A 23,112-nucleotide genomic window follows, 5' to 3' on the forward strand; every position below is an offset into this window, starting at 1 on the left:
CGCATGAAAAACGGCTTTCGCAGGTCGCAAAAAGGTGCGGTGGCGATCGAATTCGCCTTGGTGTTCATCATCTTTTTCGCAGTGTTTTACGGGCTGGTCAGCTACGGCCTGCCCTTCGTGATGATGCAATCGTTCAACCAGGCCACTGCCGAGGCGGTGCGCCGCAGCGTTGCGGTGGACCCGGCCACGCCGAACTATTCGACGGTGGTGGTCAACACCGCCAATGCCGCGCTGACCCAACAACTGCAATGGCTGCCCTCGGCCTTGAATCTGGTGGTCGGCACCGACACCAGTGCGGCGTACGACGCGGGGACTGGCACCCTGACCGTCAGCGTCAATTACCCGGTGAGCAAGCTCAATCAGATCATGCCGTTTCTGGTGCTGCCCGGGATCGGCACGGTGCCCAATCTGCCCACGCACCTGACCGCCAGCTCGAGCCTGCAATTTTGACCGCCGGCGATAAGCTTTTCGGGCGCTTGCTCAAGCGCGCCCCCGTCGCAGCCCACGACTTGCCGGACCACCTCGGCGCGCCGCCGATCGGCCTGCATTTTTATCTGGATGGCAACGGCGATGTGTTGCAAATCGCCGGCCCGCTGCGGCATTTGCTCGCCCAGCACAAACCTCAGGGTCAGCCGCTGCCGCTCAGCGCCTACCTGCTGCCGCACAGTCTGCTGACCATCGAAGGTCAGCCGCGAGACTGGCAAGGGCAATTGCTCGATCTGGATTTCAGAGGCCTGAATGATCAGCCGCTGCACCTGCGCGGCTGGGTGCAGCCGCTGGAGGATGGCTGGCGGTTGCAGATGCTCGACATCGCCGACCTGTTGCTCGAACGTCAGCAAGCGCGCGATCGCGACGCCTGCCAGACCCTCGCCGCGCAGGTCAGCGATCGTCTGCGCACGTGCAGCCTGACGCGCCTGCCGACGGTGCTTGGCGAACAATTGCAGGCCATCGCCCAGCGCTGGCACATCCCCTGCCTCGCCGTGGCGTTGTTCGATGAACAGGCCCAAGGCTGGCAGATTCATCAACAGTTTCGCGGCCACGATGCCCCGCAACTGTGGGAGGACGGCCAGCCGCTGGGCACGCCGCTGGACAGCCTCAACGGCAGCGCGCCGCAACGTCTCGCCGGCCCGCAGGGCCGCTATGAACACTCGCGATTGCAGGCCACGTTCGGCAACGCCAACGGTTTCGCCGTGCCCTACAGCAATGACCAGGGTGTGGTCGCGTGGCTGCTCTGCGGGTTTTATACAGTCGACAACGTGGCGCCATGGCTGACCGATCGCGACTGGCTGAGCCTGGCCGGCGCGCTGGCCGGGCCGCTGCTCAGCCGCTTGCGCGAGCAGCGCCATGTGCAATCGATGGAGCGCCTGGACTCGCTGCAAAACCTGCTCGGCACCGGCTGGTGGGAAATCAGTGCCGAAGAGCAGATTGCACTGGCGCCGACGCTGGCCTCGGCACTGGATCTCAGCGATCGCCTGCTGCCGGTAGAAGACTGGCTGTCGCTGTTTCATCCCGCCGATCGCGCCGAGTTGCGCAGCCGTTTGCGCGCCCTGCAACTGCAAGGAGAAGCGCTGACCCTGAGCGTACGTCTGCACCGCGCGGAGGTCGGCGCAGCGGCGACGTGGTATCGGATTCAGGGCCAGGTCAGCGGCACCGGTGAGCATCGGCGTCTGGTCGGCTTCATGCTCGACATCAGCGACATCCAGAATCAACAACAGCGCGCCGCTGCCGCCCATGCGCGGCTGGATAATCTGATTGCCAGTTCACCGGCGGTGATCTACGTGCAGCGCTATGCAGAAGGCGCACTGGTTCCGGATTTTTTTAGCGCCAGCCTGCAACCCTTGCTGGGCTGGACGCTGGAAGATTGCGACACGACAGCGCTGGTCGAGCGCGTGCATCCCGACGACCGCGAACTGTATTTCCAGCGCAACCGCCAGTTGCTGCGCGAAGGCTCGGTGCGTGCGCGTTATCGCCTGCGCGACAACCGTGGCGAGTATCACTGGCTGCTCGATGAAGCGAAACTGCTGCGCAACGATCTCGGGTTGCCGGTCGAGGCGGTGGGCCTGTGGCTGGACGTCACCGACGCGACGCTTGCCGCCGAGCAGGTGCGGCAAAGCGAAGAGCGTTACCGGATTCTGGTCGAGGACTCGCCGGCGATGATCTGCCGTTATCGCCCGGACCTGACGCTGATCTTTGGCAACCGACCGTTGGCGACTTATCTGGAATGCACCCCGGAACAACTGCCCGGGGTTGATCTGGGTGGCTGGATGTCCGAAGAACAGCGCGGCGCTTTTGTGCAGCGCCTGAGCCAACTGACCCCGCAACAGCCAGTGAGTACAGCGGAAATCAGCCTGCAATTGCCCGGACGCGAACACGCCTGGTGGGTCTGGTCGGATCGCGGCGTGTTCGATGAGCAGGGACAGTTGATCGAAGTGCAAGCGGTGGGCCGCGACAACACCGAGGTGCGCCGCTCGCAACAGCAACTCACCCAAAGCGCGAAAATGGCCACCCTCGGCGAAATGGCCACCGGCCTTGCCCACGAGATCAATCAACCGCTGAACGTGATGCGCATGGCCATCGTCAACGTGCTCAAGCGCCTCGGCAACGGTGAGGTGCAGGTCGATTATCTGACCGACAAACTCAACCGTATCGACGCCCAGGTGCAGCGCGCAGCGAAGGTGGTCGACCACATGCGTGTATTCGGCCGGCGCTCGGAAATCGAACAACAGTTGTTCAACCCGGCCCAAGCCATCGAAGGCACCCTGTCGCTACTGGCCGAAGGCATGCGCGGCAAAGGTGTCGATCTGCGCATCAGTGAGACCGGCTTCGAGGCGCAGGTGCGCGGCTACGTCGATCAGTTGGAGCAGGTGCTGATCAATCTGATGGTCAACGCCCGTGACGCCTTGCTCAGCAAACGCGACAACGACTCAGCGTTCAAACCGTGGATTTCGATCTACGCCGAGCGTGACGAGGAAAGCGTGCGGTTGTGGGTCGAGGACAATGGCGGCGGTATCGATCCGCGTTTGCTGGAGCGGATCTTCGAGCCGTTCTTCACCACCAAGCCGATTGGCGTCGGCACCGGTCTGGGCCTGTCGGTGAGCTACGGCATCATCGCCAACATGGGCGGCCAGTTGAGCGTGCGCAACTCCACGGAGGGCGCGCGGTTCTGCATCGAATTGCCGATTGCCACGGATGATCAGATCACCAGATAGGCCTTGCCGGTCTGCCCGCAGGACATATTGGCGCCCACCTCTGTATTCATCAGGTTGATGCCCAAGCCTTTGAGCAGATTGTTCAACAGCGGATCGAGCAATGGACTGATCAAACCGGTGACCACTGGCAACAAGCGGTTGCTGACGTCGCTGATCAACGAAGCCACCCCGGTGACGATGGCGCCCAGCGGATTGCTGCCCACGGGTTTGTAGACGATCAGGTTGATGCCGGACAGCGTGTTTGCCAGGCTGCCGACGATGTTGCTGGTCGGCGCGGCCGGCAGCAGGCTCGGCGGCAGTTTCAGGTTGGCCGGGGTGGCGAAGGGTGTGGTGCTGGAGAACAGCAGATTCTGCGTGGTCTGCGCGACGCTGGTGTCGAGTTTGAGGGCGATGCCGCCCGCGCCGTACTGGACCCGGGAGGCGGCATCGCAACTGCCGATGCCGAGAATCCTGTGGCAGGTGATGATGCCGAGATCGACCAGCGGCAACGGCGCCACCGTTGGTTCGGCGACTGAAGAGAACGCCGCGACAGGATCGATCTTGCCGAGTTTGAGATCAGCCAGAGAAGTCGTGGTGGCGGCAGTCAGGCTTTTGCTGCCGCTGTCGTCGGTCGGGCAGCGGTAATCGGTGACATAGCTTTTCGCCCCGCCGGCATCCAGCGCGATGTCGATCTGCGGTGAGGGCAGCAGCTTCGGATCGAGCTGTTGGCAACCGGCGCCCAACAGGCAGAACACTGAATTGATTGTGTCCACCAGATTCAGGCTCAACAGCGCATTGAGCGTCGGCGTCAGCGTACCGACCAGGCCCAGCACCGCATTGGTCAGCCCCGTCACCCCCGAGAGCACCGGCAGATTCACCGACAACAGCGTGCGCACCTGCGCAGTGCGCACATAAATTCGGTCCGGTCCCAATGGATCGGCCTTGGCCCGCGCCGGATCGCCAATCGCCGAGAACTGCGGCGGTTCGATCACCTTCACCCGTACCGTGACACCGGCCAGCCCCAGCACGTTGACCGGCAAGGTCGCCGCCACCGCGCTCTTGCTGTTGGCCAGTTGCACTACGCCCTGCACCAATTGCAGCAATTGCAGATTGGCATCCAGCCCCGCCGCCGTAGTGCCGGTTTGCAGCTGCAGGATCTCGCCGAGTCTAACCGGCGCCGCATTGATGGCGGCGACCTGCAACTGGCCCAGCGCGGTGACCACTTGCGCAGTCGCGCCGTTGAGTTGCACCACCGTCGCTGCGGCCTGAATCAACTGCGTCACGGTCGCTTGGGTGTTGAGCAATTGCGTGTAGTTGCCGGCACCGACGTTGAGGTCGATGGCCAACTGATCGAGGTATTTGAGCAGGTTGATATCGGTGTGCAGCAAGCCGTCCCAGCCCACCGCCGTGAGGTTGACGTTGCCGCCGAGCAACCCGGAAAACAGCGGATTGAGGATGTTCGACTGCGCCGTGTCGATGCTGGCGAGGGTGCTGCGAATATTCAGTTGGGCGACGGTCGGCTGCGGTTTCGCGGCAACTGCCGAAGCAATGAGCGTGGTATTGAGGCTGACCGGCGTGGCGCTGAACAACGCCTGCACACCGCCAGCAAAACTGCTGGTGACCGTACGACTGGCGGCGACCTTGACTGCGCTTGATTGCGTGGCATCGACAGTGAAACTGCGCAAACCGCTGGCAGCGGTGGTCAGCGTGCCGCAAGTGGTGACGAGCGTATTGGCGGCATCCACCACGTAACCATTGCGCAGCGCACTTTGCCCGGCATAACTGGCGGCGGTCAGCCCGGGCAGGCAATTGCCGCCGCGACTGACCGCTTCGAGGGCGGCGGTATCGACCACCCGCTGCAATTTGCGCTGTTCCATGTACAGGCGGCCGCTGTCGACCACCAGCAACATCATCACCAGCGCCAGACTCAGGGTGGCTGCCGCCATCAAGCCGATCGCCCCGCGTTGCCGGGCCGGGCCGTTGCCTTGCGATCCTGGCGACATGGCGCACTCCTTTGCCGGCGCAGTGCCGAGCGCTACCTCCGTTGATGAAAAAGAGTGTAGACGCGGTCGGTCGAGAGTGCTGGCGTCGCGCCATTCCTGTCACCACCGCCACTGTGGGAGCGAGCCTGCTCGCGAAAGCGTAGTGCCAGAGGATTCAATGCTGAATGACACACCGCCTTCGCGAGCAGGCTCGCTCCCACAGGAAACGGTTCAGAGCGGTTCAACGCGGTGGATAGTTCGCCAGGATCCGTGCGACGGTCTCGCGAATGGCATTGCTGCGGTCAGCCGGATTCGGGCGGTTGCTGAGCATTTGCTCATCGCTGCCGCGCCAGACCAGTTTGCCGTCCTTGCCGTCGAGCAGGTCGATCTGAATGGTCGCGACCTTGTAGGTGATGTTGCGTGTTTCGTTGTACATCGGTGCGCCCCAGTAGCCGTTCCACGGGCCGCCCCAACCGCCGCCGTAATTGGTTGTCACCTGCTGCTGCCGGTCCTCGACGATCAGGTAGGTCTGCACGCTCAGATCACCTTTGCCGCCGCCGGCAGCCGGGCGCAAACCGCGCTGATCGAGTTGATCGGACACCGCCTGGCGGATGCGCTGTTCGGTGAGGTCGCTTTTGATGCGCGGATCATCGGGGCGATATTGCAGGGCCGGGTCTTTCCAGCTCCAGCTGCGATAAGCGGCAAAGTCGCGGCTGGCGTCGAAATCGTGATTGACCTGATTGGCGGCGCAGGCACTGAGCAGCGCGGCAACAGCGAGTAGAGCGAGACGGCGGAACATGATTTTTCTCCGGGTGAAGACATGAACCTGCTGACACGACGTCAGCTGGGAGGATACGCCGCCATGGCTTTTTCCACAGCCTCGCGGATCGCATCGGCGCGTTCGATCTGATTGCCCTGGGTGCCGGTTTCGGCGCTGGCGCTCCACACTGGCTGACCATTGCCGGCATCGAACAGATCGACCCGCACCACTACGACCTGCTCCTGATAGGTGCGCACGATCGGCACGCTGTTGTACATGCCGTAACCGCGACCATAACGATCATAGCCGCCGTATCCGCCGTAGTAGCCGTAATCATCGCGAACCTGGCGCAAACGGGTTTCCAGACGCAGGTCGGCGCTGACCAGCAGGTCGGCCGGGCGGTTGTCGCGCATCGGCCGCAAGCCACGTTGGTCGAGGGCATTGCTGACCGCCTCGGCCACTTGCGCCGAATCGGCCCACGCCGTGCCCGGCGGCAACTGCCCGTCGCGCCAGGCCCAATTGCGGTAGCGTCCGTAATCCCGCGGCGGCGCCGGGTAGGCGCTGCGGTCGAAGGTGGTGGCGGCTTGCGGCGGTGCCGGCGGCAACGGCCGTGACTGGGCCACGTAGGGGTTGCTGCCTTGGCAAGCGGCCAACCCCAGACTTATCAGCAATAACCCGCATCGAGCTTTCATGTCGCGCTCCGCTCAGATCGGCCGGCAGATCCAGTGCAAGTAACGCCCAAGCCCGGCGAAGCCTGGGTGACGACGGTGCGCGAGTTCCATTTCCAGCAAATCCGCCAGTTCGGCGCGGGCCTGGAATTCCACCGGCATGTAATCATGAAATACCCGTACGCCGCTCTGACTTTCGACCTGCCACATTCCAGCGAGTTGCGTTGCCAATTCCCGAGGGTCGAGAGGCTGCTGCGGGGTCAGGCTCTGCTTCTCGCCGGCCATGACGTTCTTGCGCATTTTCTTGAAATGGCCCTTGAGCAGATTGCGATAAATCAGCGCATCACGGTTGTAGAACGCCAGCGACAGCCAGCCGCCGGGCTTGGTCAGTTGACGCAGCACCGGCAGGATCGCATGGGGTTCGGCGAGCCATTCCAGCACGGCGTGGCACATCACCAGATCATAGGGCTCGGTGAGCTGACCGGGCAGTTCCTGCCACGGCGCCTGAATGAATGTCGCGGTTTGCCCGGCTTCGGCAAAACGCTCGCGTGCGCCTTCCAGCATCGGTTCGGCCGGTTCGGTAAAGGTGACGTCATGGCCGCGCTCGGCCAGCCACAGCGACATGTGCCCCAGGCCCCCGCCGATATCCAGCACGCGCAGCGGACGTTCCGGCAAGGCCTCGCTCAGATCGGCCTGCAACACGGCGAGGCGAATCGCGCCTTTGGCACCGCCGTATATTTTTTCGGCGAAGCGCGTGGCCAACTGATCGAAATGACGGTCGCTCATCAGCTGAACCGCCGTTCGCTGTCGGCGAGCTTGGCGCGCACCACTTCATTCATGTCCAGACCCAGTTCGCTGCACAGCAGCAACAGATACAGAACGATATCGCCGACTTCCTGCCCGGCATGCGCGAGTTTGTCCGCCGGTAACTGGCGTGACTGGTCTTCCGTCAGCCACTGGAAGATTTCCACCAGCTCGGCCATTTCGACGCTGGCGGCCATGGCGAGGTTTTTCGGGCTGTGAAATTGCCGCCAGTCATTGCGGTCGCGAATGGCGTGCAGGCGTTCGGTCAGTTCTACAAGGTTCATCGGGCTCTCCTGAAGACGCATAGCTTCGGGGGGATGCGGGCTGAAGGCAAGCAGCGCAGATGATCAATTGTGGGAGCGAGCCTGCTCGCGAAGGCGGTGGATCATCCAGACCGGATTTGCCTGACACGCCCCCTTCGCGAGCAGGCTCGCTCCCACACATGATCCGGGCAAACCTTCTATCATGCAGGGAACTCGGCCGCCCTCGGTGTGGCCCAAGGCTCAGCTCTTTCATCAGGGATGCACACATGCGTGTAGAAAGCTTTTTCGAATGGCTCGGCCAGGCACTCGGTTCGGTCATCCGCTTTATCGTCGATGGCCTCAGCGGCCTGTTCAATATGCTCAGCAATGCCGGCAGCAACTTTGTCGACGGCCTGGCGCAAACGCTGGGGATGGACACCTCGATCATCAGCATCATCGCCCTGATCGTTGGCCTGATGCTGCTGTGGTCGGCGATCCGGGCGTTCATGAATGCGTCGATCATTGCCGGGATCATCTGGCTGCTGCTGGGGTTGTGGTTGTTGAGCTGGATCATCCATTAACACCACCGCCACCCTGTGGGAGCGAGCCTGCTCGCGAATGGCCGGCACAGCCGAAATCTTCACCGTCGGTCAGTCTTCGCGAGCAAGCTCGCTCCCACATTGAATGGCACGACTCGCTACAATCCCCGCTCCCCCAAGGAGCCTGCATGTCCTCTCTGATTACCGACTGGCGCGACCGCCCGACTCACCGCAAGGTCTGGGCGCTCGCCGCGCCGATGATTCTTTCCAACATCTCCGTGCCGCTGGTGGCGCTGGTCGACAGCACTGTCATCGGCCATCTGCCGCATGCCCATCAACTCGGCGCGGTGGCGGTCGGCGCCAGTCTGTACACCTTTCTTGCCTGGGCGATGGGTTTTCTGCGCATGGGCACCACCGGTTTTGCCGCGCAGGCTGCCGGGCGCAGCGATGGCGCGGCGTTGCGGCAGATTCTCTTGCAGGGCCTGCTGCTGGCGATGGGGCTGGCCGTCGTGCTCGGCACTCTTGGCGTGCCGCTCAGTGGCGTTGCCCTGCACTTCATGCAACCGTCGGCTGAACTGGAGCAACTGACCCGGGAGTTTTTCCACACGCGTCTGTTTGGCCTGCCCGCAGCGCTGGCGACGTATGCGCTGGTCGGCTGGTTCCTCGGCACGCAGAACGCGCGGGCGCCGCTGGCGATTCTGCTGAGCACCAACCTGATCAACATTGTGCTCAATCTGTGGTTTGTCATCGGCCTGGACTGGGGCGTGGCCGGTTCCGCGCGGGCTTCGGTAATCGCCGAATGGAGCGGCGCCCTGCTCGGCCTGTGGCTCACGCGCACGGCATTGCGCGCCTATCCGGGGCAGATCATCTGGTCGGTGCTGAGAGTCTGGCAGAGCTGGCGGCCGCTGCTGGCGGTCAACCGTGACATTTTCATCCGCAGCCTCGCCCTGCAATCGGTGTTTTTCCTCATTACTGTGCAGGGCGCACGGCTCGGCGATGCGACCGTAGCGGCCAACGCGCTGCTGCTCAACGGCCTGCTGCTGACGGCCCATGCACTGGACGGACTGGCGCACGCCGTTGAAGCCTTGTGCGGCCATGCCATCGGCGCGCGGGATCGCCTGGCATTGCGTCGATCGCTGGTGGTGGCCGGCGGCTGGTCGCTGATTGCCAGCCTCGGGTTTGCCGTGCTGTTTCTGCTGGCCGGACACCTGTTCATCGAGATGCAGACCGATATTCAGAGCGTGCGCGAGACAGCGTTCGTCTACCTGCCCTACCTCGCCGTGCTGCCGTTGATTGCGGTGTGGAGCTACCTGCTCGACGGCCTGTTCATCGGCGCCACCCGTGCGCGGGAAATGCGCAACGGCATGCTGCTGACGGTGCTGCTGTTGCTGCCGTTCGCCTGGTTTTTGCAGGCCTTGGGCAATCACGGCCTGTGGATATCTTTTCTGCTGTTCATGGTCTTGCGCAGCGTGACCCTTGGCGCGCAAGCCTTGTGGCTCAAGCGCAGCGATGGCTGGTTCAGCGGCAAGGCTCACTGATCAGAAAAGTCAGTCCGCCGCGCCCCACTGCCGACGCAGAAAGTCGAGCCGTTCCGGCTGCGTCAATCCGGCCGGCGGCATAACCAGCACGGCGCGCGGATTGAGCAGGCGCAGCCACAGCCAGCCATCGAGCACAGCACGATCGCTGAAACCCAGCGCCAGACCTTGTTGCACATGCACAGCGATCGTCTGGTAATCAACCCTCAGAGACTGGCACCAGCGCCAGATGTGCTGCTCAAGCAGACAGGTTTGCAAGCGTTCGCGCTGGCGCCGGGTCAGGCTTTCTTCGATGCCCAAAGGTTCGACGAGCAGGCCGGGATTGCGCAGCTGTTGCCAGCCCTGACTGCCGATGGCGCGGTCCGCCCAGGTGCCACCAAACCAGCGCAACTGGCGGATCGGCCCGAGCCAGCGACTCAGCTGCGTGGCGTCACAGGCGTCGAAGAAATAACTGGCGGTCTGGCGGTTGTAATAGCTGAGCAAGGCCCGATGATTCAAACCGAACGAGACGGTAAGCATGCGCTGCAAGTGGCTGAGCAGCTGCTGCGCCGGTATCTCGCAGCTCAACAACAGGCCGCGCCAGGTGTCCGGGTCGCGCAGGCACAGGGCGGTCAATGCCGGGCTCTCGCGCAAATCGACGAGAACCGGACCGTGCTCACTGACCGGCTGAAATTCGGTGCCGTCGAACAACCGGTGCCGCTGCACATCGGCAAAGCCCTGGCGCAAGGTCAGCAAGGCGCGTGCCGCGTCCGGGGTGTCGAGCAACAGCCATTGCGCCATGGGCTCAAGCGCCGCGCCGCTCATCGTGCGCTGCTCTGATCGAGCGCGGTGAGCAGCCGGCAACTGCACACGGACTCGGCGCAGTGGTTGAAGCTGCCACCGCCCGGCATCAGGCACAGCAACAGCAACGGCTCGCCAGACTGCAACGATTGCTGCAACCCATCGCTCACCAGCAGTTCGGGGAGCGATACCGGTTCATCGTCCTCGACCGCAGCCTCTGGCAACACCGAGGGCTGGAGCACGCCACTGACCACCGGCTGATCGGGATCGCCCTCAAGAAAACTCACCACCACTTCCACGCCATCGGCGAGTGCCGCCGAGGGCAGCTCGTTCAGGTCAGGCGCGAGGGGCAGCCAGCAATGGCTCGGCGCTGCGCCTTCGCCCTGATACAGCCAGTCGAATTGCACCGCGACCGGCCGCGCGCGATCCGGCTGCGGCTCATCGACGCTGACCACCCAGGCACGCTGCAAGCTGTGCATGCGCTGCTTGGACTGCGCAGCGGCGGGCACACAGACGGGTACCCGCGCGGCCGCGAACAGGCGATTGCAATAGGGCGATTCGAGAGATTGATCGGCACGGTGCTCGATGCGGGTCAGCAGCCATGGGCGGTTGCATTCGAGGAAAGGATGGCCGTCCAGCGGCAACCACTGACCACTGCGCAAGGCCGGCAGATCACTGTGGCCTTCGGCATCGGGGCCTCGCTGGCTGGCCTGCGAGTCTTCGCGCAGTCGCCATTGGCGGACGGCTGGAGCTACGCCATGCTGGTCATGCTCGCCCTGATAGTGCGCGACGTCTGCATGGGGCATCCGCGTCGGATCGTCGCCGAACACCAGGCAGTGCCTGTCGCGGTGATGTTCGAAGTAGTAGTGAATGCGCGCCTCTGCGCACAGACGCTGAAGCAGTTGCAGATCGGATTCGCGGTATTGCGTGCAGAAGGTGCGGGCCGGGTAGTCGCTGTGCAACTCGTAACGTCGCTGCAGGCCGACGATGCCATGTTCGCGCAGCACCTGTTCGATGATCTGCGGCACGCAACGGCCGCTGAAGATGCGCTGGCTCAAACGCAGGTCGAGGCAGTCGAGCCTGGGCCCGAGACGTACTCGGCACAAACGCAAGCCATGGCCGTGCTCGTGCTGGACAAGGCTGTGCAATTGCCCGTGCACACCCTGGTCGGGCGCGCCGAAACACAGGAACGCGGAACGGTGCAGCAGGCCGGCGAGATCCAGATGCGGATCGTCGATCACCACATCGATCTCGAAGGCGAAGGGTTCGCTGAGCGCTTCCCTTCCGGTAAAGGCGAGAACTTCGAAGGGGTCGGACAGGCCCGCTACATCGAGACGAAACGACGGCTCGTTGACTGGATCGAACATGGGCGGATCTCTACAGGAGGGGCGGCCGGGGATTCTCGCCGAGAGGCATGGCCGAGTAGAGAGGCGAAGTACAACTTAGGAAATGACCTACGCGAAAAGCAGACCAGATGAGTTTGCTGACCGTGATAGCACAGGCTTTCGGGAAAAAATCAGGAGATGTCCCACCGGGTTGTCCGACTTTTCCACAGCTTGCGGAAAAAAATCGGACAACCCGGGCGGAACGCTATCGGGTCTCAGGAAGACAGATAGGAAGAGCGGGTCAGGCCCAGACGCAAGGCATCGAGGAACTGCGTGCGCTCGCTGGCACTGATGCGGGCACTGGCGCACTTGTCGCGGTAGTGAGTCATCAGTTCTTCCGGCGACAAGTGCACGTAACGCAGCATGTCTTCGATGGTGTCGTGGGTCTCGATACCGGCGTGGTACACGCTGCCATCGGCGTTCTGGTAGATGTTCACCGAGTCGGTGTCACCGAACAGGTTGTGCATGTCACCGAGGATTTCCTGATAGGCGCCGACCAGGAACACGCCCAGCAGGTAATCTTCGCCTTCATTCAACGCGTGCACCGGCAGGCTGGTTTCGATGCTCTGCTCGTCGACGTACTGGTTGATCTTGCCGTCGGAGTCGCAGGTCAGATCCTGCAGCACCGCACGGCGCAGCGGCTCTTCGTCGAGGCGATGCAGCGGGATGATCGGCAACACCTGATCGATCGCCCAGGTGTCCGGCAGGCTCTGGAACACCGAGAAGTTGCAGATGTACTTGTCGGCCAGCTTGTCGTTGAGTTCGTCGAGCACCTGGCGGTGCGAACGCTGACGCGCCTTCAGCGAGTTGTGCAGGCGACGGCACACGGCGAAGTAGCATTGCTCGGCCAGGGCTTTTTCCGCCAGGGTCAGCTTGCCGTCGGCGTACTGCGCGGCGACGTCGCTCATGTAGTGGGTGGCGCGCCAGTAGGTTTCGGTGACCATTTCGATGTCGGTCGGGCCGAGCAGATCGACCAGCCACTGCACGGTTTCCGGCAGGCTTTCCTTGTTCTCGATCAGCGGGATTTCGTCGTTGTGTTTCTCGACGTCGGTGACCTGCACCACCAGCATTGCGTGGTGCGCCGTCAGCGAACGACCACTCTCGGAGAAAATGTGCGGATGCGGCAGGCTCTGCGCGTCGCAGAATTCCTTGAGCATGCCGACCACGACACCGGCGTAGTCGTCCATGTCGTAGTTGATCGAACTGGCGTTGCGCGAGTGGGTACCGTCGTAGTCGACACCGAGGCCGCCGCCGACGTCGATGTGATCGACCGGCAGACCGAGGTTGCGCAATTCGCCGTAGTAACGGATCGCTTCCTTGAAGCCGTGCTGGTAGTCAGCGAGGTTGGCGATCTGCGAACCCATGTGGAAGTGCAGCAGGCGGATGCCCTGATCGAGGCCGGCGCCACGGAAACGCTCGACTACCGACAGCAGCTGTGCCGCCGACAGACCGAATTTGGATTTCTCGCCACCGGTGTCCGCCCATTTCGACGAGGCCAGCGACGACAGGCGCACGCGCAGACCCACCTGCGGCTTGACCTTCAGCGAGGCGGCTTCTTCGATCACCAGACCGACTTCGGATTCTTTCTCGATGACGATGAACACGTTATGGCCGAGCTTCTGGCCCATCAGCGCCAGCCGGATGAACTCGCGGTCCTTGTAACCGTTGCAGACGATGGTGCCGCCCTTCGGCGCCAGCGCCAGCACCGCCAGCAGCTCAGGCTTGGAGCCGGCTTCCAGACCGATGGAAACGTTCTGGGTGGCGATGATGTTCTCGATCACCGCTTCCTGCTGGTTGACCTTGATCGGGTACAGCGCGGTGTATTTGCTCTGGTATTCCAGGCGCTCGATGTTCGAATCGAAAGCACCGGTCAACTGACGGACACGGTCTTGCAGGATGTCGGGGAACCGCACCAGCAGCGGCAAGGACAAACCGCTCTTGCGCAGTTGGTCGACTTGTTCGAACAGATCGATAGGCGAGCTGCTCGGGCCGTTCGGACGTACTTCGACGCGACCGGCTTCATTGATCGCGAAATACCCGGCCCCCCAATGGCGAATCCCGTAAACGCTGCGGCTGTCCGCAACTGTCCATTGGCTGCCATCGTCTTTACGTGTGCGTCGTACGGACATCGAAGTCCCCTATAAAGAAGTCAGAGTGCGTCGCCTGACGTTCAGGCCGGCGCAGTCTAAAGAATGAAAATGACGGTTCGTCAGTGCGGCGGTAGACCGCACTGACTGCGTGGAGTTTAGAAACCGGTCATGAACAGGCTCTGTGAAAACCATGGCGACGACGCCGGATCCGAGAACACTCGAAGCCGGATCAAGCCGCCGGAGGGTTTCACAGAGGCTGCTAGCCGCCGGACTTCTTCGCTTTGAAACCGTGCTTGATCAGCTCTGCCAAGAGTAGCTCGACGTGATCGCCCTGGATTTCGATGATGCCGTCCTTCAACGCCCCGCCGGTGCCACAACGTTTCTTCAACGTCGTCGCCAGCTCCTTGAGCGCGTCTTCGGCCAGAGGCACGCCGGTGATGGTGGTCACCGTCTTGCCGCCACGGCCCTTGCTTTCGCGACGCACGCGGGCAATGCCGTCACCGGCCGGGATCACGGTTTGTTTGCAGATACAGGCGTCCACCGGCTTGCTGCATTCCGGGCAATGACGACCTGCGTCGGTGGAAAATACCAGGCCGCCCAGGGCGGCGAAGGATGCGGCTTTCTTGGCCACCGGCAATCCTCTCGGGAGGACAAAGACTGATCGCAACCTTGGGCAAGGTCAGCGACCGCGAAGCCCCACTCAGGCAGGGGCAGCGCTACTGCATCGGCGCTTTTTGGGAAGCGTTCGGTGCAGTTTGAAAAGGTCGCGCAGTGTAACGGCAAAAATCGCGATTGCTAAGTGCCAATCGGCGCCAATTCATGTGTTCTTTGCGACGTTGCTTTGCTGCGCCTTGAGATAGCGCTTCAGCGCGGCCAGAGAGTCCGGGCAATAAGGCTTTTCGCTGATTTCGCGCATGACCTGTTCGACAGGGATGAATCGCGCTTCGAGGACTTCTTCCGGCTGCAATTTCAGCGGCCCGTCCCACACGGCGGAAAACGCCGAACACCACAGGCGGTTGCCGGTGTCTTCGAAGTAGAAGTGATCGTGAGCGGTGAGTTCAACGCCGCTGACGCCCAGCTCTTCCGCAAGCTCGCGCGCCGCCGACTCGGCATAACTTTCGTCGGCCTGAACCATGCCGCCTGCGGCAACATCCCAGTAACCGGGGTAAATCGCCTTGCTCAACGTGCGCCGGTGCACGCACAGCTCACCGGCGGAATTGAACAGCATGATGTAGGTGCCACGGCCAATCAGCCCGCGCTCGCGCAAATCGGAGCGCACCAGCGCGCCGAGCAAGTTGTCCTGCTCGTCGACCCAGGCGATCTGTTCGGCGTCCGAGGCGGCGCGATGGGCCGCCTCTCTTGTGCTCTGGCTCACCTATCAGCCCTGATTGAGCAGTTGACGCAAATCGATCACCGCAGCGTTGGCCCGGGAAATGTAGTTGGCCATGACCAGCGAGTGGTTGGCCAACACGCCGAAACCGCTGCCATTGAGGATCATCGGGCTCCACACCGGCTCTTGCGAAGCCTCCAGCTCACGGATGATCTGGCGCACGCTGACGGTGGCGTTCTTCTTCGCCAGCACATCGGCGAAGTCGACCTCGATGGCACGCAGCAGATGCGACAGCGCCCAGGCCTGACCGCGTGCTTCGTAGAACACGTTGTCGATTTGCATCCACGGGGTTTCCACGACTTCTTCGTCAACCTGCGGCACTTCGCCGACTGCCGGAACTTCGGTCTTCAGCGCGGTATTGAGCTTGACCCGACCGACACTGGCCGACAGGCGTTGCGACAGCGAACCGAGACGGGTACCGACATCGCCCAGCCAGTTGTTGAGGTTGTCGGCGCGGGCGTAGAACAGCGCGTTTTTCTGATTCGGATCCGACAAGCGCGACTGATAACGGCTCAGGGAGTTGATGCCTTCCTGGTATTCCGACTCGCTGGACGGCAGCACCCAGCTCTTGTTGTCGAAGTTGAAGCGTGGTTCGGCCTTGGCCAGATCGGCGTCTTCGGCCGACTGCGATTGCGAACGGGCAAAATCCTTGCGCAGGGCGCGGGTCAGGTCACGCACCTGCACCAGCACGCCATATTCCCAGCTCGGCGTGTTGTCCATCCACAGACCCGGCGGGAAACGGTCATTGGAAATGTAACCGCCCGGCTTGTTGAGCAAGGTGCCGGCAACGGTCTTCAGGGTCTCGACCGTGGTGTAGCCGACCACCATTTGCTTGCCTTCTTTCTCGGCAGCGACCTGGGCGTTCTGCGCCACCGGAAACAGCTCCGGTTCCTGGCTCCAGTACCAGCCCAGCGCGATGGTGACCAGCAAGTAAAGACCGACCACTGTGGCCAGCGCCCGGCTGAACAGCAGCCCGCCGACATAGCTGCGGGTGGCCGACTTGGGCTCGGCGGCACGTTCAGGCGCGCTGCCCGCGCGGTTTTTCCAGTCCAGCATGGCGATATCCTTTCAATCACTTGGGTTCAACGGTTCGACCACAACCATACAACAACGTGCCAAGGCCGGGCACCCGTCGCTAACGATAAGCCGCAAATGGTGCGGCCCGATGACGCTTCGCGACACACTAAGGGATTCCCTGATACGGCAACGCCAGCAACGCAGTGAACTCTGATCTGGATTCGGCCCGAGCAGCGATGTACAAATTCCCGACTGTTCTGCCCTGCCCTTCAAGGCAAGCGTCCGGATTTCGGGCATCTGACTGACCTGCAGGTGCATGAGAAAACCACCCGGTCAGAAACTGAATCGTGTCGTCCAGCAGATTATTGACGTACGACACTCGTCTAAGGGAAAAGAGGTGCTAGCATAGAGCCACCAGTCGATCTCAGCATGCACCCTAACTAGTAGTCAGGATATGACCGAGCCAGAAGACCCCAGCCGTGAGCGTCTCAAGCACCACTTTGCCCAGCGGGTAATTCATCAGGCACGTCAGATTCTTGAGATATGGCAGCGCCTGCAACGCAGTGAGTGGTCCACCGTCGATCTCGCCGAACTGAGCGAGGCGAATCTGCGTCTGCTGCGTTTTGCCGAGCGTTTCGAACAGCCTGAACACACTCAGTTGGCGCACCACATCAGCCAGTCGTTGCAAGCGGTGGATGCCAACCGTGGGCGCCTCAGCAGCGGCCTGATCACTGATCTGAATCGCTTGATGCAGCGCCTTTCGCGCACCGGCCTGCGCCATGGCGACCAGCTCGACCAGACGTTCCTGCCGCCGCTGCGCAAGCCGATCTACGTAATGTTGCAGGATCACGACCGCGCCGAACGCCTGGCCAAGCAGCTCGAATTCTTTGGCCTCAGCGCGCAGGCACTGGACAGTGTCGCGGCGTTTCGCTCGTCGATGGTCGAGCGCTTGCCCGCGGCGATTGTCATGGACGTGGATTTCAGTGGCCCCGGCATCGGCCTGAAACTCGCCGCCGAAGCTCAGGTCGGCCTCGAAGAACCGCTGCCGCTGCTGTTCTTCAGCCTGCACGAAACCGACACCCCGACCCGCCTCGCCGCCGTGCGCGCCGGTGGCCAGGAATTTCTCACCGGCACGCTCGAAGCCTCGAGCCTGCTGGAAAAAATCGAAGTGCTGACCTGCGTCGCCCAGTACGAGCCCTATAAAGTGCTGATCATCGACGACTCGCGCGCCCAGGCCTTGCACACCGAGCGCCTGCTCAACAGCGCCGGGATTGTCACCCGCACCCTGATCGAACCGATTCAGGCAATGGCCGAACTGGCGGATTTCCAGCCGGACCTGATCATCCTCGACATGTACATGCCGGCCTGCACCGGCACCGAGCTGGCCAAAGTCATCCGTCACAATGACCGCTACGTCAGCGTGCCAATCATTTACCTGTCGGCCGAGGATGATCTGGACAAGCAGCTCGACGCCATGAGCGAGGGCGGCGATGACTTCCTGACCAAGCCGATCAAACCGCGGCACCTGATCACCACTGTGCGCAACCGCGCCGCTCGGGCGCGCAACCTCAAAGCACGGATGGTCCGCGACAGCCTCACCGGCCTGTACAACCACACGCACATCCTGCAATTGCTCGAAGACTGCTCGTTCCGCGCCCGCCGCGAGAACAAACCGCTGAGCTTTGCCATGCTCGACATCGACCACTTTAAACGCGTCAACGACAGCCATGGCCACCCGATGGGTGACCGGGTGATCAAGAGCCTGGCGCTGTTTCTCAAGCAGCGGTTGCGCAAGACCGATTTTATTGGCCGATACGGCGGCGAAGAGTTCGCCATCGTCATGCCCGACACCGATATCGACGCGGCGCACAAAGTCCTCGACGAGATTCGCCAGCGCTTCGCCGAAATTCATTACCCGGCGCAGCCGCAGGACCTCTGGTGCACGTTCAGCGCCGGCGTAGTAGAAATGTGCGATGACTCCGACAGCCTGATGATGGCCAGCCAGGCCGATGAGGCGCTGTATCGCGCCAAGGGTGCAGGACGCAATCGGGTGCAGACCGCGCGCCAGTCAAAGCAAAGTGCCACTTTTTCATCGGAATCCACTGAATCGGTCATAACCCTGTAATAGAACCGCAATAAATTCAGGCGCTTACCATTCCTGCCGTTGGTAGCCGTCATGCGCCTGAAGTTGCTCACCAATCTCAACACTCTGCTGCTGGTCGCCGTCTGCGTGGCCCTTGGCGCCACGCTGTGGTGGTCACAAAAAGCCCTCGAACGCCCCTATCTGTTGATGGAGCGTTACCTGGGGCTGTCGCAACAATTTCAGAATGAAGTGGCGCGCAACGTCGAGGATTATCTGGCCAGCGGTGACGCGCTGCGCCTGAGCAGCGCCGCCCAGGCTATCGACAGCGTGCACAAGCAACTGGGTGAGCTGCCCCCGACGCTGGCCGACGCCGTGCAGCCAAGCCTGTCGAGCCTTGATGAGTTCAGCAAAACCGACCTGCTCGCCGCCGGCAAACTGGCCGGCGATCCGCAGGCGCTGCTGTTGCAGGCCGAACGCGAACTCAGCGCCAGCCTCGACCAGCTCAACACCTACGCCAATGGCAACGCCGCCTACCTCGCGCCACTGCTTGCCGCATCGCAGCATCTGGGCAAACTGTCGCTGGCGCGGGACAAACTGGTCAGCAGCGGGCGCAGTGAACTGGCTGCCGATGTCGAGCGCGAAGTGAGCAACATGCGCGCCCAGGCCGAAGCCATTGATGCCCTGCCCTTGCTCGGTGTGGTCGCCAGCAACGAATCGAGCAGTGACGATTTCGCCGCGTTGATGGGCATCGAAAACACCGACAAAGCCGCCGCTGAAGATGCCGGTATCGCCCTTAAGCGCGAACTGAACAGCTTGCTTGGCCGCTATCCGGCGGAACTGGCGCGCACCCGCGAACAGATCCAGAAACGCGCCGATCTCAGCGCCGCCACCCACGAAAAAATCGCCAGCGTGCAGCACGCCATCGCCGGTCTCGAACCGGTGGTACGCGCGCAACACGGGCAGATCCAGGGCGAAGTGCGCCTGATGCAAGGAGTGATGATTGGCCTGATTCTGCTGATCGCCCTGCTCATCGACACCTTGCAGCGGCGCCTCGCCCGCACCCTGACCAACCTCGCCCCGGCATTGTCGACTTGGGCCGAGGGCGATTTCAGTCGCGACATCCAACTGGGCAAGACCAATCGCGAATTGCACGATATCGAAGCGTCGCTCAACCGCTTGCGCGCCTATCTGGTGGACCTGGTCGGCACCATTCGCGGCAACGCCGAGCAAGTCGCAGGCAGCAGCCGCACCCTCGCCGAACTGAGCAATGACTTGCACAGCGGCGCCGAGCATCAGGCCGGCGATACCGCGCTAATTCGCGACTCGCTGGGTGAACTCGAGGCGACCATTCAGCAAGTGGCCGGCGATGCCCGGCAGGCTGCGGACGCCAGCCGTCATGCCGGACTGGCCGTCGAGCATGGCCAGACGGTGATCGGCCAGAGCCTGACCGGGCTGCATGCGCTGGTCGGTGAAGTTCAAGGCAATGCGCAGATGATCGAACATCTGGCCGAAGAGTCGGCAACCATTGGCGGCGTGCTGACGGTGATTCGTTCGATTGCTGACCAGACCAATCTGCTCGCCCTGAACGCCGCGATCGAGGCGGCCCGCGCCGGGGAGATGGGCCGTGGTTTTGCCGTGGTCGCCGAGGAAGTGCGCTCGCTGGCACAACGCACCGCCGGGGCCACAGCAGAAATCCAGACGCTGATCGCCGGCCTGCAGACCGCCGCGCGACAATCGGTCGAAGGCATGCGCGTGCAGGTCGAACACGCCGAAGCCACGGCCAGTCAGGCGCAAGCGGCCGACGGTGCATTGGACAAAATCGTCGGCGCGATCCAGACCATCGCCGACACCGCCGTGCGCATCGCTGATGTCACTGCGCAGCAAAGTGGCGCGGTCAGCGAGATCCGCGATCACAGCGAGCGCATTCATCAATTGGGTGGGGATAACCTGCTGCGCATCGGCCAGGGGCGTGAACAGGGCGAGAACCTGTTGATTCTCGGCGGCCAACTGCACACAGCCGTCCAGGCCTTTCGCGTCTGACACACCGCCTTCGCGAGCAGGCTCTCCCACATTGGAATGCATACCCCTGTGGGAGCGAGCCTGCTCGCGGAGGCGGCGGCCCTGTCATTACAAGTGACCGGATCCTGATCCTCGGTCACAAATTTCGCGCAAACATCGCCCATCGTGCCGCCTATTGCATGGAACTGGACAGTCACAAAGGCTTTGCGGCATAGTCGCCGGATTCTGACGACTGCTCATTGATAACAAGGACAACGCAGATGGCAACGCTATTGGTGCTGCACGGCCCCAACCTGAACCTGCTCGGCACCCGGGAACCGGGGACCTACGGGTCGACGACCCTGGCGCAGATCAATCAGGATCTGGAGCGGCGCGCCCGCGAAGCCGGACATCATCTGCTGCATCTGCAAAGCAACGCCGAGTACGAATTGATCGATCGCATCCACGCTGCGCGCGGTGAAGGCGTGGACTTCATTCTGATCAATCCGGCGGCTTTTACGCACACAAGTGTCGCATTACGTGACGCGCTGCTGGGAGTGAGCATCCCATTCATCGAAGTGCATTTGTCCAACGTGCACAAGCGCGAACCTTTCCGCCATCACTCCTACTTCTCCGATGTAGCGGTAGGAGTGATCTGCGGCCTTGGCGCCAGCGGTTACCGACTGGCCCTGGAGGCCGCACTAGAGCAGCTTGAACACCAAGCTATACGCCCCTGACCGACCCTTGGGAGTTGATGATTCATGGATATCCGTAAAGTTAAGAAACTGATCGAATTGCTGGAAGAGTCCGGCATCGACGAGCTCGAGATCAAGGAAGGCGAAGAGTCCGTACGCATCAGCCGTCACAGCAAGACCCCGGCGCAGCAGTACTACGCGCCAGCCCCGATGCAGGCTCCGGCCGCTGCCCCTGCTGCCGCGCCAGTCGCTGCCGCTGCTCCGGCCGCCGCTGCTGCACCGGCGCTGAACGGCACCGTGGCCCGTTCGCCGATGGTCGGCACCTTCTACCGTAAATCTTCGCCAACCTCGCCAGCCTTCGTTGAAGTCGGCCAGACCGTGAAGAAAGGCGACACCCTGTGCATCGTCGAAGCCATGAAGATGATGAACCACATCGAAGCTGAAACCAGCGGTGTGATCGAATCCATCCTCGTCGAAGACGGCCAGCCGGTTGAGTACGACCAACCGCTGTTCACCATCGTTTGAACCGCGGAGAGCCTTTGATGACTGCGAAGTTGGAAAAAGTTCTGATCGCTAACCGCGGTGAGATCGCCCTGCGGATTCTGCGTGCCTGCAAAGAGATGGGCATCAAGACCGTCGCCGTTTACTCCAAGGCCGACAAAGAGCTGATGCACCTGGGTCTGGCAGACGAATCCGTCTGCATCGGCCCGGCGTCCGCCGCTCAGTCTTACCTGCACATTCCGGCCATCATCGCTGCCGCAGAAGTGACCGGCGCTACCGCCATTCACCCAGGCTACGGTTTCCTCGCGGAAAACGCCGATTTTGCCGAGCAGGTCGAGAACTCCGGCTTCGCCTTCATCGGCCCGAAAGCCGACACCATTCGCCTGATGGGCGACAAGGTATCGGCCAAGCACGCGATGATCGAAGCAGGCGTACCGACCGTTCCGGGTTCTGACGGCCCGCTGCCGGAAGACGAAGAAACGGCGCTGCGCATCGGTCGTGAAGTCGGCTACCCGGTGATCATCAAGGCCGCCGGCGGCGGTGGTGGTCGCGGCATGCGTGTGGTGCACAAGGAAGAAGACCTGATCGCCTCGGCGAAACTGACCCGCTCCGAAGCAGGTGCGGCGTTCGGCAACCCGATGGTCTATCTGGAAAAATTCCTCACCAACCCGCGCCACGTCGAAGTGCAGGTACTGTCCGACGGCCAGGGCCACGCCATCCACCTGGGCGACCGCGACTGCTCGCTGCAGCGTCGGCACCAGAAGGTTCTCGAAGAAGCACCGGCACCGGGCATCGACGAGAAGGCGCGCCAGGAAGTATTGGCTCGCTGCGTCAAGGCATGCATCGACATCGGCTACCGTGGCGCCGGTACTTTCGAGTTCCTCTACGAGAACGGCCGTTTCTACTTCATCGAAATGAACACCCGTGTTCAGGTGGAGCACCCGGTTTCGGAGATGGTCACCGGTATCGACATCGTCAAGGAGATGCTCAGCATCGCCGCTGGCAACAAGCTGTCGTTCACTCAGGATGACGTGGTCATCCGCGGTCACTCGCTGGAGTGCCGGATCAACGCTGAAGATCCGAAGACCTTCATGCCGAGCCCGGGCACGGTCAAGCATTTCCACGCCCCAGGCGGCAACGGCGTTCGCGTCGATTCGCACCTGTACAGCGGTTATGCCGTACCTCCGAACTACGACTCGCTGATCGGCAAGCTGATCACTTACGGCGCAACCCGCGACGAAGCCATGGCACGCATGCGCAATGCCCTGGACGAAATCGTGGTCGACGGGATCAAGACCAACATCCCGCTGCACCGTGACCTGGTTCGTGACGAAGGCTTCTGCAAGGGCGGTGTGAACATTCACTACCTCGAGCACAAGCTGGCCAAACAGTCGTAAGGCTGAAGCGGCATGAAAAACCCGATCCCTGCGGATCGGGTTTTTTATGCCTGCAACA

General features: G+C 62.3%; 20 protein-coding genes. 9 read left to right on the plus strand and 11 right to left on the minus strand.

The features are described from left to right. Positions 1–3 precede the first annotated feature (3 nt). Positions 4–450, plus strand: a complete 447-nt coding sequence (locus D8U82_RS20170) for a TadE/TadG family type IV pilus assembly protein (RefSeq protein ID WP_122693322.1) — start codon at positions 4–6, stop codon at positions 448–450. Continuing rightward, the gene (locus D8U82_RS20175; RefSeq protein WP_130902832.1) at positions 447–3,209 is read left to right on the plus strand and encodes an ATP-binding protein; all 2,763 of its coding nucleotides are present in this window, start codon (positions 447–449) and stop codon (positions 3,207–3,209) included. The genes D8U82_RS20170 and D8U82_RS20175 overlap by 4 nt, the downstream gene beginning before the upstream one ends. Here the strand turns inward: D8U82_RS20175 and D8U82_RS20180 are convergent. The 5 genes from D8U82_RS20180 to D8U82_RS20200 form a co-directional block, all read right to left on the minus strand. Next, the gene (locus D8U82_RS20180; protein WP_130902833.1) at positions 3,194–5,191 is read right to left on the minus strand and encodes a pilus assembly protein TadG-related protein; all 1,998 of its coding nucleotides are present in this window, start codon (positions 5,189–5,191) and stop codon (positions 3,194–3,196) included. The genes D8U82_RS20175 and D8U82_RS20180 overlap by 16 nt on opposite strands. Before the next feature lie 220 nt (positions 5,192–5,411). After that, positions 5,412–5,969, minus strand: a complete 558-nt coding sequence (locus D8U82_RS20185) for a DUF4136 domain-containing protein (RefSeq protein ID WP_041480657.1) — start codon at positions 5,967–5,969, stop codon at positions 5,412–5,414. Positions 5,970–6,010: 41 nt separating this feature from the next. Beyond that, entirely contained in the window at positions 6,011–6,622 is a 612-nt protein-coding gene (locus tag D8U82_RS20190; protein WP_016771850.1) for a DUF4136 domain-containing protein, read from the minus strand. Positions 6,623–6,634: 12 nt separating this feature from the next. After that, the gene (locus D8U82_RS20195; RefSeq protein WP_130902834.1) at positions 6,635–7,384 is read right to left on the minus strand and encodes a methyltransferase; all 750 of its coding nucleotides are present in this window, start codon (positions 7,382–7,384) and stop codon (positions 6,635–6,637) included. Then, positions 7,384–7,686 (minus strand): MazG-like family protein, encoded by a 303-nt coding sequence (locus D8U82_RS20200; RefSeq protein ID WP_016771852.1) that lies wholly within the window; start codon positions 7,684–7,686, stop codon positions 7,384–7,386. Before D8U82_RS20200 ends, D8U82_RS20195 begins: the two co-directional genes overlap by 1 nt. A gap of 245 nt (positions 7,687–7,931) precedes the next feature. On the opposite strand from D8U82_RS20200, the gene D8U82_RS20205 reads away from it, so the two are divergent. Both D8U82_RS20205 and D8U82_RS20210 read left to right on the plus strand, forming a co-directional pair. Next, on the plus strand, positions 7,932–8,225 hold the full coding sequence (locus tag D8U82_RS20205) for a hypothetical protein (protein WP_016771853.1): 294 nt from the start codon (positions 7,932–7,934) through the stop codon (positions 8,223–8,225). A 146-nt stretch (positions 8,226–8,371) separates the two neighbouring features. Next, positions 8,372–9,721 (plus strand): MATE family efflux transporter, encoded by a 1,350-nt coding sequence (locus D8U82_RS20210; RefSeq protein ID WP_130902835.1) that lies wholly within the window; start codon positions 8,372–8,374, stop codon positions 9,719–9,721. A 9-nt stretch (positions 9,722–9,730) separates the two neighbouring features. Here D8U82_RS20210 and D8U82_RS20215 read toward each other — a convergent pair whose 3' ends face one another. From D8U82_RS20215 to D8U82_RS20240, 6 genes are all read right to left on the minus strand, one after another. Then, the gene (locus D8U82_RS20215; protein ID WP_125917547.1) at positions 9,731–10,522 is read right to left on the minus strand and encodes a DUF4123 domain-containing protein; all 792 of its coding nucleotides are present in this window, start codon (positions 10,520–10,522) and stop codon (positions 9,731–9,733) included. Beyond that, positions 10,519–11,865, minus strand: coding sequence for a contractile injection system protein, VgrG/Pvc8 family (locus tag D8U82_RS20220; RefSeq protein ID WP_130902836.1), 1,347 nt, complete (start codon positions 11,863–11,865; stop codon positions 10,519–10,521). The genes D8U82_RS20215 and D8U82_RS20220 overlap by 4 nt, the downstream gene beginning before the upstream one ends. Before the next feature lie 233 nt (positions 11,866–12,098). Beyond that, entirely contained in the window at positions 12,099–14,012 is a 1,914-nt protein-coding gene (gene speA / locus D8U82_RS20225) for an arginine decarboxylase (protein ID WP_016771856.1), read from the minus strand. A gap of 220 nt (positions 14,013–14,232) precedes the next feature. Next, a complete protein-coding gene (locus D8U82_RS20230) occupies positions 14,233–14,604 on the minus strand; it encodes a translation initiation factor Sui1 (protein WP_007914613.1) in 372 nt (123 codons plus the stop codon). Between the two features lie 186 nt (positions 14,605–14,790). Then, a complete protein-coding gene (locus D8U82_RS20235; RefSeq protein ID WP_125926231.1) occupies positions 14,791–15,348 on the minus strand; it encodes an NUDIX hydrolase in 558 nt (185 codons plus the stop codon). A 3-nt stretch (positions 15,349–15,351) separates the two neighbouring features. After that, positions 15,352–16,419: a DUF2333 family protein gene (locus D8U82_RS20240; RefSeq protein ID WP_016771859.1), complete on the minus strand. Its 1,068-nt coding sequence runs from the start codon at positions 16,417–16,419 to the stop codon at positions 15,352–15,354. 415 nt (positions 16,420–16,834) lie between these two features. On the opposite strand from D8U82_RS20240, the gene gcbA reads away from it, so the two are divergent. The 5 genes from gcbA (at position 16,835) to accC (ending at position 23,054) form a co-directional block, all read left to right on the plus strand. Continuing rightward, a complete protein-coding gene (gene gcbA / locus D8U82_RS20245) occupies positions 16,835–18,505 on the plus strand; it encodes a diguanylate cyclase GcbA (RefSeq protein ID WP_130902837.1) in 1,671 nt (556 codons plus the stop codon). 51 nt (positions 18,506–18,556) lie between these two features. Then, positions 18,557–20,503 (plus strand): methyl-accepting chemotaxis protein, encoded by a 1,947-nt coding sequence (locus tag D8U82_RS20250; protein ID WP_130902838.1) that lies wholly within the window; start codon positions 18,557–18,559, stop codon positions 20,501–20,503. 239 nt (positions 20,504–20,742) lie between these two features. Next, a complete protein-coding gene (gene aroQ, locus D8U82_RS20255) occupies positions 20,743–21,198 on the plus strand; it encodes a type II 3-dehydroquinate dehydratase (RefSeq protein WP_016771861.1) in 456 nt (151 codons plus the stop codon). A gap of 24 nt (positions 21,199–21,222) precedes the next feature. After that, on the plus strand, positions 21,223–21,681 hold the full coding sequence (gene accB, locus D8U82_RS20260; RefSeq protein WP_016771862.1) for an acetyl-CoA carboxylase biotin carboxyl carrier protein: 459 nt from the start codon (positions 21,223–21,225) through the stop codon (positions 21,679–21,681). Positions 21,682–21,698: 17 nt separating this feature from the next. After that, positions 21,699–23,054, plus strand: coding sequence for an acetyl-CoA carboxylase biotin carboxylase subunit (gene accC, locus D8U82_RS20265; protein ID WP_024011424.1), 1,356 nt, complete (start codon positions 21,699–21,701; stop codon positions 23,052–23,054). Positions 23,055–23,112 lie beyond the last annotated feature (58 nt).

It is taken from the genome of Pseudomonas sp. Sample_23, assembly GCF_004307595.1.
In the GTDB taxonomy this organism is placed as follows: domain Bacteria; phylum Pseudomonadota; class Gammaproteobacteria; order Pseudomonadales; family Pseudomonadaceae; genus Aquipseudomonas; species Aquipseudomonas atacamensis.

Coding starts and splice junctions, on each gene's coding strand:
- D8U82_RS20170 (WP_122693322.1), top strand. CDS start 4: ATGAAAAACGGCTTTCGCAGGTCGCAAAAAGGTGCGGTGGCGATCGAA.
- D8U82_RS20180 (WP_130902833.1), bottom strand. CDS start 5,191: ATGTCGCCAGGATCGCAAGGCAACGGCCCGGCCCGGCAACGCGGGGCG.
- D8U82_RS20185 (WP_041480657.1), bottom strand. CDS start 5,969: ATGTTCCGCCGTCTCGCTCTACTCGCTGTTGCCGCGCTGCTCAGTGCC.
- D8U82_RS20190 (WP_016771850.1), bottom strand. CDS start 6,622: ATGAAAGCTCGATGCGGGTTATTGCTGATAAGTCTGGGGTTGGCCGCT.
- D8U82_RS20195 (WP_130902834.1), bottom strand. CDS start 7,384: ATGAGCGACCGTCATTTCGATCAGTTGGCCACGCGCTTCGCCGAAAAA.
- D8U82_RS20200 (WP_016771852.1), bottom strand. CDS start 7,686: ATGAACCTTGTAGAACTGACCGAACGCCTGCACGCCATTCGCGACCGC.
- D8U82_RS20205 (WP_016771853.1), top strand. CDS start 7,932: ATGCGTGTAGAAAGCTTTTTCGAATGGCTCGGCCAGGCACTCGGTTCG.
- D8U82_RS20210 (WP_130902835.1), top strand. CDS start 8,372: ATGTCCTCTCTGATTACCGACTGGCGCGACCGCCCGACTCACCGCAAG.
- D8U82_RS20215 (WP_125917547.1), bottom strand. CDS start 10,522: ATGAGCGGCGCGGCGCTTGAGCCCATGGCGCAATGGCTGTTGCTCGAC.
- D8U82_RS20220 (WP_130902836.1), bottom strand. CDS start 11,865: ATGTTCGATCCAGTCAACGAGCCGTCGTTTCGTCTCGATGTAGCGGGC.
- speA (WP_016771856.1), bottom strand. CDS start 14,012: ATGTCCGTACGACGCACACGTAAAGACGATGGCAGCCAATGGACAGTT.
- D8U82_RS20240 (WP_016771859.1), bottom strand. CDS start 16,419: ATGCTGGACTGGAAAAACCGCGCGGGCAGCGCGCCTGAACGTGCCGCC.
- gcbA (WP_130902837.1), top strand. CDS start 16,835: ATGACCGAGCCAGAAGACCCCAGCCGTGAGCGTCTCAAGCACCACTTT.
- D8U82_RS20250 (WP_130902838.1), top strand. CDS start 18,557: ATGCGCCTGAAGTTGCTCACCAATCTCAACACTCTGCTGCTGGTCGCC.
- aroQ (WP_016771861.1), top strand. CDS start 20,743: ATGGCAACGCTATTGGTGCTGCACGGCCCCAACCTGAACCTGCTCGGC.
- accB (WP_016771862.1), top strand. CDS start 21,223: ATGGATATCCGTAAAGTTAAGAAACTGATCGAATTGCTGGAAGAGTCC.
- accC (WP_024011424.1), top strand. CDS start 21,699: ATGACTGCGAAGTTGGAAAAAGTTCTGATCGCTAACCGCGGTGAGATC.